Source organism: Pseudomonas sp. R5(2019) (assembly GCF_009905435.1).
GTDB lineage: Bacteria > Pseudomonadota > Gammaproteobacteria > Pseudomonadales > Pseudomonadaceae > Aquipseudomonas.
In genome coordinates, this window is the sequence record NZ_JAAAMT010000010.1 from 37,937 (window position 1) to 52,150 (window position 14,214).

Sequence of the window (14,214 nt, forward strand, 5' to 3'; positions counted from 1 at the left end):
GTGGCTGTAGGAGCAGAGCTTGCTCGCGATGACGCCAGCTCAGGCGACAAAAATCTTCAAACCGCGCAGGTGTCATCGCGAGCAAGCTCTGCTCCTACCCCCGAAACACCCTCACCGTCATTACGGTGTCATAAAACCGCAATATCTTCAGACACTTACACTCCGGCCGTCAGTGAAACCGTCCATGCGCCTGAAGCTGCTTACCAATCTCAACACCTTCCTGCTAGTCACTGTCTGCGTCGCGCTGGGCGCCACCTTGTGGTGGTCGCAGCGCGCACTGGAGCGCCCCTATTTACTGATGGAGCGCTACCTGGGCCTGTCCCAGCAATTCCAGAATCAGGTCGCCCGCAACGTCGAGGACTACCTGAGCAGCGGCGATGCCCTGCGCCACAGCGGCGCGGTGCAAAACATTGCCGAACTGGAGCAGCAACTGACCGAACTGCCGGCGGCACTGACCGAGACGCTACGGCCCAGCCTGACCCGGCTGCGCGAATTCAGCAGCACCGACCTGCTCGCCGCCGGCAAACTGGCCGGCGACCCGCAAGCCTTGCTGTTGCAGGCCGAACGCGAACTAGGTGCCAACCTGGAACAACTGGCGCAGTACGCCAGCACCGAGGCCAACGCCGATGCCGCGCGCTATCAAGCACCGCTGCTGGCTGCCGCACAGCATTTGGCGCGCTTGTCGCTGGCCCGCGACAAACTGGTCAGCAGCGGCCGTGGCGAATTGGCGGCCGACGTCGAGCGAGAACTGTCCGCTATTGCCAACCAGGCCGAGGCCCTGCAAGCCCTGCCGTTGTTGGGCGTGACCGCAGAGGCGCAAAGCAATGTCGATGACTTCGCCTCAATGATGGGCTTGCAAAGCGACACCAAGGCGCAAGCCCAGGACAAGGGGGTCGACTTGAAGCGCGAGCTGGCCAGCCTGCTGACTCGCTACCCGGCTGAACTGAGCCGCACCCGTGAACAGATCGAACGCCGCGCAGCACTGGCCGAGCGCACCCATAAAGAGCTTGCCAGCGTCCAGACCGCCATCGCCGACCTTGAACCCGCGGTGCGTAGCGAGCACGGTCGCATTCAGGCTGAAGTGCGCATTCTGCAAGGTCTCATCATTGCCCTGATCCTCCTCATCGCGCTGTTGATCGACACCCTGCAACGGCGCCTTGCCCGCGTGCTGACGCGCCTGGCACCGGCTCTGTCAACCTGGGCCGAAGGAGACTTCAGCCGCCCCATCGCCCTGGGTGCCACCAACCGCGAACTGCACGACATCGAGGAGTCCCTGAACCGCCTGCGCGCCTATCTGGTGGACCTGGTCGGCACCATCCGCAGCAACGCCGAAGGGGTAGCCGGCAGCAGTCGTACCCTGGCCGACCTGAGCAGCGGCCTGCACGATGATGCCGAACGCCAGGCCGGTGACACCGGCATGATTCGTGATTCGCTGGGTGAGCTGGAAGCGACCATCCAGCAAGTCGCCGGCGATGCCAGCCAGGCCGCCGATGCCAGCCGTGACGCCGGGCGCGCGGTTGAACACGGGCAGGCGGTGATCGGCCAAAGCCTCACAGGCTTGCATACGCTGGTCGGCGAGGTGCAAAGCAATGCGCAGATGATCGAACGGCTGGCGGAAGAGTCGGCCACCATCGGCGGCGTCCTGACCGTGATCCGCTCGATTGCCGACCAGACCAACCTGCTGGCCTTGAACGCAGCCATTGAAGCCGCGCGGGCCGGCGAGATGGGTCGCGGCTTTGCCGTGGTCGCCGAAGAGGTGCGCTCGCTGGCCCAGCGCACCGCTGGCGCAACCGGTGAAATCCAGACCCTGATCGCCAGCCTGCAACTGGCGGCGCGGCAATCGGTGGAAGGCATGCGCGCCCAGGTCGGGCACGCCGAGGCGACCGCCGGCCAGGCCCAGGCCGCTGACGGTGCGCTGGATGAGATCGTCGCCGCCATCCAGACCATCGCCGCCACCGCCGAACGCATCGCCGAAGTCACCGCCCAGCAAAGTGGCGCGGTCAGCGAGATCCGCGACCACAGCGAGCGCATTCACGCGCTTGGCGAGGGCAACCTGCAACGTATCGGCGAAGGTCGCGAACAAGGTGAGCAATTGCTGGCACTGGGCAGCGAATTGCGCACCGCTGTGCGGGCCTTCAGGGTGTGATTAACCGGCTCTTAATCCTGAGGCACTAGAAGGTGGGCAGTGAGTCGCGCCCATGCATGGCGCGACTCAGTTCGCTATGATGCCCACACTCCTGCTTCGCGAGATCGCCATGCGCCGCCTGCTTTGCCTGCTGTTTCTGGTCTTTGCCCTGCCCGCCGTCGGTGCCGGCCTGCTCGACAGTCGCCCCAACGCGACCTTCGGCGGTGCCGCGCTGAATAACAGCAGCGACTTTTTGCCCGTGCGCGAGGCGTTCAAGCTCAGCCTGGTCGACAGCAACGCCGAGACCATCAAGTTGCGCTTCGTGGCCACCGAAGGCTATTACCTCTATCGCCACCGTTTCCAGTTCCGCAGCGACCCGGTCGATGTGGTCCTGGGCCCCGCGCAACTGCCCCGGGGCGAAAAGAAACGCGACGAGTTCTTCGGCGATGTCGAGGTGTACTACGGCATCCTCGACGTCGAGATCCCGCGTCCCAAGGATGACCACCGCGCCTTCACCCTCGCCGTGACCTACCAGGGCTGCGCCGACAAGGGCCTGTGCTACCCGCCGGAAACCGAACGCCTGAGCATCGACGGCAAGGGTGTCGCCTCCATGGCGGCGAGCTCGGCCCCGATAGCCCCGACAGGCTGGACCTGGAAGGAGATGCTGCTGTTCTTCCTCGCCGGCATCGGCCTGACCTTCACCCCTTGTGTATTGCCGATGCTGCCGATCCTTTCGGGGGTGGTGTTGCGCGGCCAGGTCGGCGGCTGGCGCGGGTTCAGTCTGTCGCTGGCCTATGTGCTGCCGATGGCCGCCTGCTTCGCCCTGCTCGGCGCCCTGATGGGACTGTTCGGCGCCCAGCTGAACCTGCAGGCGCGCTTGCAATCGGCCTGGGTGCTGGTGCCATTTGCGCTGTTTTTCGTGGTATTTGCCCTGGCGATGTTCGGCCTCTTCGAGCTGAAATTGCCACACTCGATCAGCTCGCGTCTTGACCGCATGGCGGGCAAGACCAAGGGCGGTTCGCTGGTGGGCGCGGCGATCCTTGGCGTCGTTTCCAGCCTGCTGGTTTCGCCGTGCGTGTCGGCCCCACTGGCGGGCGCACTGCTCTATATCAGTGCCAGCGGCGATGCCGCCGGCGGAGCACTGAAACTGTTCAGCCTGGGGCTGGGGATGGGCGCTCCGCTGCTGTTGGTAGCGGTCGGCGGTGCAGCCTGGCTGCCCAAGAGCGGGCCGTGGCTGGGCACGGTCAAGAACGCCATCGGCGTGCTGCTGCTGGGGCTGGCAATCGGGCTGCTCAGCCGGGTACTGCCGGGGCAGGTCACGCTGCTGTTGATTGGCTTGTTGGCGGCCGGTGTCGGAGTGTTTCTGGGCGCCCTCGAGTTCACCCACAAAACCACACGCCAGCGGCTGGCCCAGCTGCTTGGCCTGCTGTTGCTGTTCTACGCCCTGACCTGCTGGTTCGGCGCCCTGAGCGGCAACACCGACCCCTTCCAACCCCTGGGCCGCACGCAGGTGACCGTCAACGGCAGCGCCGCCAGCGTTCAGGAAAGCCATGGCGATTGGCAGACCATCACCCGCCCTGACGAGCTCGATCGCCTGCTCGCCGAGGCAAAAAATGCCGGGCAACCGGTGCTGCTCGACTGGTACGCCGACTGGTGCATCAGTTGCAAGGTGATCGAGAAAGAAGTGCTTACGGCGCCAAGCGTGGTCCCCCAGTTGAAGGACTACAAACTGGTGCGTTTCGACATTACCGAGAGCAACGCCGAGCAGCGCGCCCTGCTCGACCGCTACAGGCTCTTCGGGCCACCGGCCATTCTGTTCTTTGCCGCGAACGGCGACGAACTGAAGCACCTAAGGGTGGTCGGTGAGATAAACGCCGGCGAATTTGCCGAGCGACTGAGGAGCGCGCGGCGCGATCTGCGTCTATAACGTCCCAGGCCGCCAAAAAAGGCGGCAAGCATGACCAGACTTAACCATTCAGTCACAAATTTCGCGCAATCCTCGGGCATCGTGCTGGCTATTGCAGCAAACTGGACAGTGCGTAGCCCTTCCGGCATAGTCGCCCGCATTGAACTCAGCCCAGACTCGAGAAAGGAAAACACAGATGGCAACGCTATTGGTGCTTCACGGCCCCAACCTGAACCTGCTCGGCACCCGCGAACCGGGTGTCTATGGCGCCGTGACCCTGGCCCAGATCAACCAGGACCTTGAGCAGCGCGCTCGCGCTGCCGGCCATCACCTGCAGTACCTGCAAAGCAACGCCGAGTATGAACTGATCGATCGTATCCATGCCGCCCGCGACGAAGGCGTCGACTTCATTCTTATCAATCCGGCCGCTTTTACGCATACCAGCGTCGCATTACGTGACGCGTTGCTGGCGGTGAGCATCCCATTCATCGAAGTGCACTTGTCCAACGTGCACAAGCGTGAACCTTTTCGCCATCACTCCTACTTTTCGGATGTCGCCGTAGGAGTGATCTGCGGTCTTGGCGCCAGCGGTTATCGGCTGGCCCTGGAAGCAGCCCTGGAACAACTGGCTGCACCTGCAAAACCCTGAATACGCGTGTCTGGTCGCAAGACGAGACGCAAGAAACCGCTTGAAGACAGCGCTTACACGCCCCTGACCGACCCTTGGGAGTTGATGATTGATGGATATTCGTAAAGTCAAGAAACTGATCGAACTGCTGGAAGAGTCCGGCATCGACGAGCTCGAGATCAAAGAAGGCGAAGAATCCGTACGGATCAGCCGTCACAGCAAAACCCCTGCCCAGCAGTACTACGCTCCAGCCCCGATGGCCGCACCGGCGCCTGCCGCTGCTGCTCCAGTGGCTGCCGCTGCCCCCGCCGCAGAAGCCCCATCCGCACCGAAACTGAACGGCAGCGTTGCCCGTTCGCCAATGGTCGGCACCTTCTACCGCAAGGCTTCGCCTACCTCGCCTGCCTTCGTTGAAGTCGGCCAGAGCGTGAAGAAAGGCGACACCCTGTGCATCGTTGAAGCGATGAAAATGATGAACCACATCGAAGCTGAAACCAGCGGCGTGATCGAGTCCATCCTGGTAGAAGACGGCCAGCCGGTTGAGTTTGACCAGCCGCTGTTCACCATCGTTTGAACCGCGGAGAGTTAACGATGTTGAAACCTGCGAAGTTGGAAAAAGTTCTGATCGCCAACCGCGGTGAAATCGCCCTGCGGATCCTGCGTGCCTGTAAAGAGATGGGCATCAAGACCGTCGCCGTTTACTCCAAGGCTGACAAAGAGCTGATGCACCTGGGCCTGGCTGACGAGTCCGTGTGCATTGGCCCGGCGCAAGCCTCCGCCTCCTACCTGCACATCCCGGCCATCATCGCGGCAGCCGAAGTCACCGGCGCCACGGCGATCCACCCGGGCTACGGCTTCCTCGCAGAAAACGCCGACTTCGCCGAGCAGGTCGAGAAATCCGGCTTTGCCTTCATCGGCCCGAAAGCTGACACCATCCGCCTGATGGGCGACAAGGTATCGGCCAAGGACGCGATGATCAAAGCAGGCGTTCCGACTGTTCCGGGTTCCGACGGCCCACTGCCGGAAGACGAAGCAGAAGCCCTGCGCATTGGCCGTGAAGTCGGCTACCCGGTGATCATCAAGGCCGCTGGCGGCGGCGGTGGTCGCGGCATGCGCGTGGTGCACAAGGAAGAAGACCTGATCTCCTCGGCCAAGCTGACCCGCACCGAAGCCGGTGCTGCGTTCGGCAACCCGATGGTTTACCTGGAGAAGTTCCTGACCAACCCACGTCACGTGGAAGTTCAGGTGCTCTCCGATGGCCAGGGCCACGCCGTTCATCTGGGCGACCGTGACTGCTCGCTGCAACGTCGTCACCAGAAGGTACTGGAAGAAGCGCCAGCACCGGGTATCGACGAAAAAGCCCGTCAGGAAGTCTTCGCGCGCTGCGTCAAGGCGTGCATCGACATCGGCTACCGTGGCGCTGGCACCTTCGAGTTCCTCTACGAGAACGGCGCGTTCTACTTCATCGAAATGAACACCCGTGTTCAAGTGGAGCACCCGGTTTCGGAGATGGTCACTGGCATCGACATCGTCAAGGAGATGCTCAGCATCGCCGCTGGCAACAAGCTGTCGTTCACCCAGGATGACGTCGTTATCCGCGGCCACGCGCTGGAATGCCGGATCAACGCTGAAGACCCGAAGAAGTTCATTCCAAGCCCTGGCACCGTCAAGCATTTCCACGCACCGGGCGGCAACGGCGTTCGCGTCGATTCGCACCTGTACAGCGGTTATTCGGTACCACCGAACTACGATTCGCTGATCGGCAAGCTGATCACTTATGGCAAGGACCGCGACGAAGCCATGGCTCGCATGCGCAATGCCCTGGACGAAATCGTGGTTGACGGGATCAAGACCAACATCCCGTTGCACCGTGATCTGGTTCGTGACAAAGGCTTCTGCAAGGGCGGCGTCAACATCCACTACCTGGAACACAAACTGGCTAGCCAGGAGTGATGTGAACCCATTCGCGGATAAATCCGCTCCCACAAACGCCCCCACAACAGTGAGTGAGGGTTTTTGTGGGAGCGGATTTATCCGCGAAGCTTTTAAGACCCTCAAGAAACCCGCGGCATCTTGATGCCATGCTCGCGCACCCGCCGATACAGGGTTGCCCGCGAAATCCCCAGCGACTGCGCCGCCTCCCCCGGCTTCCAGCGATGACGAATCAACGCATCGAGCAGCAGTTGCCGTTGCGGATTGGCACTGTCTTGCCCCCCCTCTTCTACCGCCTCGTCTCCACGAATATCCTCTGGCAAGTCCTCCCGCTGAATCGTCGTCCCCGCGCACACTGCACAGGCGTAGCGCAGCACTTGACGCAATTGCCGCACATTGCCCGGCCAGCGATAGCCAAGCAGACACTCCAGCGCCGCCACGCTCAGGCCTACCGACACTCCGCAGCCCTGTGCTTCCTGGGCCAGCAAGCGATTGATCAATGCCAATCGGTCACTGCGCTCACGCAGGGGCGGCAGCTGAAAACGCGCATTGGCCAGGCGAAAATACAGGTCTTCACGAAAGCGCCCTTCGGCGACCGCCACGGCCAGATCGCGATGGGTGGCCGCGATCACATGAATGTCCACTTGCTGGCGTCGCGACGCCCCCAGTGGCGCTACTTCGCCCTCGGCCAGCACGCGCAGCAACCGGGTTTGCAGGCTCAGCGGCATGTCGCCGATTTCATCCAGGAACAAGGTGCCGCCATCGGCCTGCTGAAGCAGGCCGCGCATGCCCTTGCTCGATGCGCCGGTAAAGGCCCCGGCGCTGTACCCGAACAACTCGCTTTCAATCAGGCTCTCGGGAATGGCGGCGCAGTTGAGCGTGACAAACGGCGCCTTGGCGCGACGACTGCGCTCGTGCAGCTGTCGGGCAAACACTTCCTTGCCCGAGCCGGTTTCGCCCAGCACCAACACCGCGAGATTGCAGTCCTTGACCCGCACCGCGCGGCGCAAGCTCTCGCTGATTCGCGGGTCGGTCTGTTCATCGTCTTCCCTGAGCACCCTGCGCAACGGCGGCCGATGCCGAGGCGCGCTGACCCGCACGTGCAGGTCATCAAGATCGCCACGCCAGCGCAGGATCCGGGCTGATTCATCGGTTGCGGCCTGCAAGCTGTCCAGGTCGAACAGCTGGCCGATGTGTTCCGGCAGCTGCCCATAGCGCTCGCGCAGGCATTGCCGGGCGGCACTGTTGAGCGCCTGCAGGCGCCCGTCGGCATCCCAGGCCAGCAGAAAGTCCGGCTGACTGTCCACGTAGCCCGGTGCGCTGTGAGCCCGCAGCAACCAGTGCCCTTGAGCGCTGTGCATGAAAAAGGCGTTCTCTATTTCCCGAGCGCTCTGGGCGACCATCTGCCGGATCAGGTGCTGGCTGCGCCGATCGTCCGGCGACCTCAGGGCCGACACATCCAGCACCCCGAGCAACTCCCCCTGCGGATCGAACACCGGCGCGGCCGAACAGGTCAGGCCGATAAAGGCGGCACGAAAGTGGTCGCGCTTGTGCACCGTGGCCGGCGCTTTGTTGGTCAGCACCGCCGCCACGCCGCAGGTGCCCTCTTCGCCCTCAGACCAGCACGTGCCCAGGTACAACCCGGCCTTGCGGCAGTCGTTGCGAATCGCCGACTCGACCCGGTAATCGATGGTGCGCCCCAGTGCATCGGTCAGCATCACGCAGTAATCGGCATCGCGCACACGCCCATGCAAACGTGCCACCTCTTCACTGGCAATGCGCAGGAACAGGTCGGCACGTTCGCGACATTCATTGAGCAGGGTCTGGGACAGGATACGCGGCCCTTGCAAGGAACCGGGGTCAAGATGGTGCTGCTCCATCGAGCGGCGCCAGGAATCGAGGATCAGTGCCGGTACCGGCGCTTGCGGCACGCGGTCGACATTCTTCAGAACACGGCTGACGCAATCCACATGGGCTTTGGAGTTCGCGGCAAGCATGGGCCCTCCGGTCTCGGGATTTTGTTGTTATGGGCCTCATTAAGCGCCCAATGGCGCAGGTGGACAAGCCTGCATTGCCGATCGGGCCTGAGTGAGACGCAGCGTCTCGGCGTCTCGACCGCGCCATCAGGAGCATGAGACCCAGCGTCTGACCCGCCACCGTGCTGTCATTGCCCGATAACGCTCTAGACCGGGCATCCGCGCAAGACTCGACGCGGTTGGCACTGGCCTTGCTCTACCCCTGATCAACAATAATCAGAGGTGCGCCATGAGCAAACCCGCATTGACCGTTGGCATCATCGCCAACCCGGCCTCCGGTCGTGACCTTCGGCGCCTGACCGCCAATGCCGGCCTTTATTCCAGCACCGACAAGGCCTCGACCGTGCAACGGCTGCTGGGGGCGTTCGGTGTCACCGGGGTCGACCAGGTGCTGCTGCCGCCGGACATGACCGGCATCGCCGCCGCCGTGCTCAAGGCCAGCAACAGCCCGCACGCCAGCCAGAATCGCTGGCCGCGCCTGCAGATACTCGACATGCCGTTGCAGCAGACCGTGGCCGACACCCGTCTGGCAGCCCGGCGAATGGTCGAGCACGGCGCAACGCTGATCGCCGTGCTGGGCGGTGACGGCACCCACAAGGCCGTCGCGGCCGAAGTCGGCGACACGCCGCTGCTGACCCTCTCCACCGGCACCAATAACGCTTTCCCCGAATTGCGCGAAGCCACCAGCGCCGGGCTCGCCGGCGGCTTGTTCGCCAGTGGCCGGATCCCGGCGCAGATCGGCCTGCGGCGCAACAAGCGACTGCTGGTGCAGGACAGCACCCGCGCCTTGCGCGAATGGGCGCTGGTGGACGTCGCGGTCTCGCCGCTGAATTTTATCGGCGCGCGCGCCATCAGCCGTGCCGAAGACCTGGTGGAAGTCTTCGCGACCTTTGCCGAGCCCCATGCTATTGGCCTGTCGGCCCTGTGCGGGCTGTGGTGCCCGGTCTCGCGCCAGGATCCCGAAGGCGCCTGGGTGCGTCTGCATCACCAGGCCGAACAGGCACTGCTGGCGCCGTTGGCCCCCGGCCTGCTGCAAGGCTGCGGCGTGACCGCCAGCGGCCGCCTGACACCCGGCGTCGCCTATTCCCTGAGCCTGGCCAGCGGCACCCTGGCGCTGGACGGCGAACGGGAAATCGAATTCAGCGCCAACGAGCGCCCGACCATCACCCTCGACCCCAATGGCCCCTTGAGCATCGATGTCGAGGCCGTGCTGGCCTATGCCGCCCGCCACCGCCTGCTGGCGGTTGGCCGCGAACACCCGCAACACCCCGCCAACCTTTCGTGTTGAGACAACCCTGGAGAACAACAAGATGTCCACTCACCTGTCCACCGAGCAACTGCTGCATGCCTACCAGGTCATGCGCACCATTCGTGATTTCGAAGAGCGCCTGCATGTGGAGTTCGCCACCGGCGAGATCCCGGGCTTCGTTCACCTGTATGCCGGCGAAGAAGCCAGCGCCGCCGGGGTCATGGCGCACCTGACCGACAGCGACTGTATTGCCTCCAACCACCGTGGCCACGGCCACTGCATCGCCAAGGGCGTGGATGTGCACGGCATGATGGCCGAGATCTACGGCAAGAGAACCGGCGTCTGCGGTGGCAAGGGTGGTTCGATGCACATCGCCGACCTCGAGAAAGGCATGCTCGGCGCCAACGGCATCGTCGGCGCCGGTGCGCCGCTGGTGGCCGGTGCCGCGCTGGCCGCCAAGCTCAAGGGCACCCAGGACGTATCGGTGGTGTTTTTCGGCGATGGCGGCTCCAACGAAGGCGCGGTGTTCGAGGCCATGAACCTGGCCTCGATCATGAACCTGCCGTGCATCTTCGTTGCCGAGAACAACGGCTACGCCGAAGCCACCGCCTCGAACTGGTCAGTGGCGTGCGACCACATCGCCGACCGCGCCGCCGGCTTCGGCATGCCGGGGGTCACCGTCGACGGCTACGACTTCTTCGCTGTCTTTGAAGCCGCCGGCGCCGCCATCGAGCGCGCTCGCGCAGGCCAGGGTCCGTCACTGGTGGAGGTCAAGCTGACCCGCTACTACGGCCACTTCGAAGGCGATGCACAAACCTACCGAGCACCAGACGAGGTCAAGAACCTGCGTGAAACCCGCGACTGCCTGATGCAGTTTCGCGAGCGCACCACCCGCGCCGGCGTGCTCAAGGCCGCTCAACTCGATGCCATCGACCAGCAGGTTGCCGCGCTGATCGAGGACTCGGTGCGCCGCGCCAAGTCCGATCCCAAACCCCTGGCCGCCGACCTGCTCAGCGACGTTTACGTGTCCTACCCCTGAGCCGCCCCTACAACAAGAACAAGTGGAGAATCATCATGGCGAGAAAAATCAGCTACCAACAGGCCATCAACGAAGCCCTGGCCCAGGAAATGCGCCGCGACCCCAGCGTCTTCATCATCGGCGAAGACGTTGCCGGTGGCGCCGGCGCACCGGGTGAAGACGACGCCTGGGGCGGCGTGCTCGGTGTCACCAAAGGCCTGTACAACCAGTTTCCCGGCCGCGTGCTGGATGCACCGCTATCGGAAATCGGCTACGTCGGCGCGGCAGTCGGTGCGGCCACCCAGGGCCTGCGCCCGGTCTGCGAACTGATGTTTGTCGATTTTGCCGGCTGCTGCCTGGACCAGATCCTCAATCAGGCCGCGAAATTTCGCTACATGTTCGGCGGCAAGGCGGTCACTCCGCTGGTGATGCGCACCATGGTCGGCGCCGGCCTGCGCGCCGCGGCCCAGCACTCGCAGATGCTGACCTCGCTGTGGACGCACATCCCCGGCTTGAAAGTGGTCTGCCCGTCCTCGCCTTATGACGCCAAGGGGCTGCTGATCCAGGCCATTCGCGACAACGACCCGGTGATCTTCTGCGAACACAAACTGCTCTATAGCCTGCAGGGCGAGGTGCCCGAAGAGTCCTACTGCGTGCCGTTCGGTGAAGCCAATTACCTGCGCGAGGGCGACGACGTGACCCTGGTGACCTACGGGCGAATGGTCCACCTGGCCATGGACGCCGCGGCCAGTCTGGCGCGCCAGGGTATCGACTGCGAAGTGCTGGACCTGCGCACCACCAGCCCGCTGGACGAAGACAGCATCCTGGAAAGCGTGGAAAAAACCGGCCGCCTGGTGGTGATCGACGAAGCCAACCCGCGCTGCTCGATGGCCACCGACATCAGCGCACTGGTTGCCCAGAAAGCCTTTTCGGCCCTCAAGGGCCCGATTGAAATGGTCACCGCGCCGCATACGCCGGTGCCGTTTTCCGATGCGCTGGAAGACCTTTACATCCCCACCGCCGCGAAGATCGAGGCGGCCGTGCACAAGGTGTTCGAAGGGAGGAGCGCGGCATGAGCCAGATCCATACCCTGACCATGCCCAAATGGGGCTTGTCGATGACCGAAGGCCGGGTCGATGCCTGGCTCAAGGAAGAAGGCGAACCTATCAGCAAGGGCGACGAGGTGCTGGATGTGGAGACCGACAAGATCTCCAGCAGCGTCGAAGCGCCGTTCAGCGGAGTATTACGCCGACGCATCGCGCAGCCGGACGAAACCTTGAGCGTGGGCGCCTTGCTGGCGGTGATCGTCGAAGGTGAAGCCAGCGAGGCCCAAATCGACGAAGTCATCGCTCAGTTCCAGGCCAGCTTTGTGCCGGGCGGCGATGCGAGCGAAGACAGCGGCCCTTCACCGCAGAAAGTGGAAATAGACGGCCGCATGCTGCGCTACTTCGATCGTGGCGAAGGCGGCACACCGCTGGTTCTGGTCCATGGTTTTGGCGGCGACCTGAACAACTGGCTGTTCAATCATGAGCCTCTGGCGACTGGGCGACGTGTCATTGCACTGGACCTGCCCGGCCATGGTGAGTCTGGCAAGGTGCTGCAAAAGGGCGATCTGGATGAGTTGAGCGAAGCGGTACTGGCGCTGCTCGACCATCTCGATATCGAACGAGCGCATTTCGTCGGCCACTCCATGGGCGGCGCGGTGTCTCTCAATCTGGCGCGACTGGCACCGGCTCGCGCAGCCTCTCTGACCCTGATCGCCAGCGCTGGCCTGGGGCCGGATATCAACGGCAGTTACCTGCAGGGCTTCGTCGACGCCAGCAATCGCAACGCCCTCAAGCCGCAACTGGTGCAGCTGTTTTCCGACCCCGCATTGGTCAATCGGCAAATGCTTGAAGATATGCTCAAGTTCAAGCGCCTGGAAGGCGTCGATACAGCGTTGCGGCAACTGTTGGGCAACCTGTTCGAGGGTGGCCAGCAACGGCAGGGTCTGCGTGCCGTGGTGGCGCAGCAACCGAGCCTGGTGATCTGGGGGGAGCGCGATGCGATCATTCCTGCGGCACACGCCCAAGGGCTGTCAGCTCAGATCCATGTGCTTGCAGGGCAAGGCCACATGGTGCAGATGGAAGCCGCCGACGAAGTGAACCGACTGATTCTGGCCTTTATCCAATAGGAACGGACCGCCGAAATCCATGTGGGAGCGGATTCATCCGCGAATGCAGACACCGCCGAATGACTGACACGCTGCGGCGCCTTTATTCGCGGATAAATCCGCTCCCACAGAAAAGCTCGTCACTTGAAATGGGTGACCCTTTGCGAGAGCGGGTTTGTCTGCAGAGCTTTCGGACTTGTCGTGTTTCCCCTTCACCTCAAGTAAACTGGCAGGCTTCGCGCAGCCCAGGGCTGCCTTCTGTACATTTTCAAAGGTGCCCGCCATGCCTTGGCTGCAAGTACGTCTGGCTATCAGCCCGGAACAAGCCGAAACCTACGAAGACGCCTTGCTCGAAGTCGGCGCCGTTTCCGTGACCTTCATGGACGCTGAAGATCAGCCGATTTTCGAACCGGACCTCAATACCACTCCACTCTGGTCGCACACTCACCTGCTGGCCCTCTTCGAAGCCGATGCCCAACCTGAGCACGTGCTTGCGCACCTGCAACTGCTGACCGGCGCCGAATTGCCCGAGCATCAGGTCGAAGTGGTCGAGGACCAGGACTGGGAACGCAGCTGGATGGACAATTTCCAGCCCATGCGTTTTGGCCAGCGGCTGTGGATCGTACCAAGCTGGCACGCAGCGCCAGAGCCAGACGCCGTCAACCTGCTGCTCGATCCGGGCCTGGCATTCGGCACCGGCACCCACCCGACCACCGCCCTGTGCCTGGAATGGCTCGATGGCCAGGACCTGAAAGACTGCGAAGTCCTCGACTTCGGCTGCGGCTCGGGCATTCTGGCCATCGCCTCCCTGCTGCTGGGTGCTCGCCACGCAATCGGTACCGATATCGACGTGCAAGCGCTGGAAGCCTCCCGCGACAACGCTGGGCGCAACGGCATTGCCGAGGAGCGCTTCCCGGTCTACCTGCCTGAAGACATGCCAGCGATCCAGGCTGATGTACTGGTCGCCAACATCCTCGCCGGGCCGCTGGTCTCGCTGGCGCCGCAGCTGTCCGGGCTGGTGAAGCCGGGTGGCCGCCTGGCGCTGTCGGGCATCCTCGCCGAGCAAGGTGAAGAGGTCGCCGCCGCCTATGCCACCGACTTCGACCTGGACCCGATCGCCGTGCGCGAAGGCTGGGTACGCATCAGTGGCCGCCGCCGCTGAGAGCGC

Annotated in this window: 11 protein-coding genes; 10 read left to right on the forward strand and 1 reads right to left on the reverse strand. The window is 63.5% G+C overall.

The window, feature by feature from the left end:
• Positions 1-1,417: 1,417 nt before the first annotated feature.
• The 5 genes from GUY40_RS28760 (at position 1,418) to accC (ending at position 6,612) form a co-directional block, all read left to right on the forward strand.
• Complete coding sequence (locus GUY40_RS28760; RefSeq protein ID WP_371924762.1) at positions 1,418-2,146, forward strand: methyl-accepting chemotaxis protein; 729 nt, start codon at positions 1,418-1,420, stop codon at positions 2,144-2,146.
• Positions 2,147-2,255: 109 nt separating this feature from the next.
• The gene (locus GUY40_RS08980; protein ID WP_166568600.1) at positions 2,256-4,052 is read left to right on the forward strand and encodes a protein-disulfide reductase DsbD; all 1,797 of its coding nucleotides are present in this window, start codon (positions 2,256-2,258) and stop codon (positions 4,050-4,052) included.
• A 175-nt stretch (positions 4,053-4,227) separates the two neighbouring features.
• Positions 4,228-4,680 carry a type II 3-dehydroquinate dehydratase gene (aroQ, locus tag GUY40_RS08985; protein WP_166568601.1) on the forward strand — a complete coding sequence of 151 codons (453 nt, stop codon included), beginning with the start codon at positions 4,228-4,230 and terminating at the stop codon, positions 4,678-4,680.
• Positions 4,681-4,771: 91 nt separating this feature from the next.
• Positions 4,772-5,233 carry an acetyl-CoA carboxylase biotin carboxyl carrier protein gene (accB, locus tag GUY40_RS08990; RefSeq protein ID WP_166568602.1) on the forward strand — a complete coding sequence of 154 codons (462 nt, stop codon included), beginning with the start codon at positions 4,772-4,774 and terminating at the stop codon, positions 5,231-5,233.
• A gap of 17 nt (positions 5,234-5,250) precedes the next feature.
• Positions 5,251-6,612: an acetyl-CoA carboxylase biotin carboxylase subunit gene (gene accC, locus GUY40_RS08995; RefSeq protein ID WP_166568603.1), complete on the forward strand. Its 1,362-nt coding sequence runs from the start codon at positions 5,251-5,253 to the stop codon at positions 6,610-6,612.
• Between the two features lie 101 nt (positions 6,613-6,713).
• On the opposite strand, the gene GUY40_RS09000 is transcribed toward accC, so the two are convergent.
• On the reverse strand, positions 6,714-8,588 hold the full coding sequence (locus tag GUY40_RS09000; protein ID WP_166568604.1) for a sigma-54-dependent Fis family transcriptional regulator: 1,875 nt from the start codon (positions 8,586-8,588) through the stop codon (positions 6,714-6,716).
• A 268-nt stretch (positions 8,589-8,856) separates the two neighbouring features.
• Here GUY40_RS09000 and GUY40_RS09005 point away from each other — a divergent pair, with 268 nt between their 5' ends.
• The 5 genes from GUY40_RS09005 (at position 8,857) to prmA (ending at position 14,208) form a co-directional block, all read left to right on the forward strand.
• Complete coding sequence (locus GUY40_RS09005) at positions 8,857-9,915, forward strand: ATP-NAD kinase family protein (protein WP_166568605.1); 1,059 nt, start codon at positions 8,857-8,859, stop codon at positions 9,913-9,915.
• Between the two features lie 22 nt (positions 9,916-9,937).
• Positions 9,938-10,915: a thiamine pyrophosphate-dependent dehydrogenase E1 component subunit alpha gene (locus tag GUY40_RS09010; RefSeq protein ID WP_166568606.1), complete on the forward strand. Its 978-nt coding sequence runs from the start codon at positions 9,938-9,940 to the stop codon at positions 10,913-10,915.
• 35 nt (positions 10,916-10,950) lie between these two features.
• Positions 10,951-11,970: an alpha-ketoacid dehydrogenase subunit beta gene (locus GUY40_RS09015; protein WP_166568607.1), complete on the forward strand. Its 1,020-nt coding sequence runs from the start codon at positions 10,951-10,953 to the stop codon at positions 11,968-11,970.
• Positions 11,967-13,067, forward strand: coding sequence for an acetoin dehydrogenase dihydrolipoyllysine-residue acetyltransferase subunit (locus GUY40_RS09020; protein WP_166568608.1), 1,101 nt, complete (start codon positions 11,967-11,969; stop codon positions 13,065-13,067). The genes GUY40_RS09015 and GUY40_RS09020 overlap by 4 nt, the downstream gene beginning before the upstream one ends.
• Positions 13,068-13,329: 262 nt before the next feature.
• On the forward strand, positions 13,330-14,208 hold the full coding sequence (gene prmA, locus GUY40_RS09025; protein WP_166568609.1) for a 50S ribosomal protein L11 methyltransferase: 879 nt from the start codon (positions 13,330-13,332) through the stop codon (positions 14,206-14,208).
• Positions 14,209-14,214 lie beyond the last annotated feature (6 nt).

What these genes read in the sequence shown, in the direction of transcription:
- GUY40_RS28760 (WP_371924762.1), top strand. Translation starts at nt 1,418, where the DNA reads ATGATTCGTGATTCGCTGGGTGAGCTGGAAGCGACCATCCAGCAAGTC.
- GUY40_RS08980 (WP_166568600.1), top strand. Translation starts at nt 2,256, where the DNA reads ATGCGCCGCCTGCTTTGCCTGCTGTTTCTGGTCTTTGCCCTGCCCGCC.
- aroQ (WP_166568601.1), top strand. Translation starts at nt 4,228, where the DNA reads ATGGCAACGCTATTGGTGCTTCACGGCCCCAACCTGAACCTGCTCGGC.
- accB (WP_166568602.1), top strand. Translation starts at nt 4,772, where the DNA reads ATGGATATTCGTAAAGTCAAGAAACTGATCGAACTGCTGGAAGAGTCC.
- accC (WP_166568603.1), top strand. Translation starts at nt 5,251, where the DNA reads ATGTTGAAACCTGCGAAGTTGGAAAAAGTTCTGATCGCCAACCGCGGT.
- GUY40_RS09000 (WP_166568604.1), bottom strand. Translation starts at nt 8,588, where the DNA reads ATGCTTGCCGCGAACTCCAAAGCCCATGTGGATTGCGTCAGCCGTGTT.
- GUY40_RS09005 (WP_166568605.1), top strand. Translation starts at nt 8,857, where the DNA reads ATGAGCAAACCCGCATTGACCGTTGGCATCATCGCCAACCCGGCCTCC.
- GUY40_RS09010 (WP_166568606.1), top strand. Translation starts at nt 9,938, where the DNA reads ATGTCCACTCACCTGTCCACCGAGCAACTGCTGCATGCCTACCAGGTC.
- GUY40_RS09015 (WP_166568607.1), top strand. Translation starts at nt 10,951, where the DNA reads ATGGCGAGAAAAATCAGCTACCAACAGGCCATCAACGAAGCCCTGGCC.
- GUY40_RS09020 (WP_166568608.1), top strand. Translation starts at nt 11,967, where the DNA reads ATGAGCCAGATCCATACCCTGACCATGCCCAAATGGGGCTTGTCGATG.
- prmA (WP_166568609.1), top strand. Translation starts at nt 13,330, where the DNA reads ATGCCTTGGCTGCAAGTACGTCTGGCTATCAGCCCGGAACAAGCCGAA.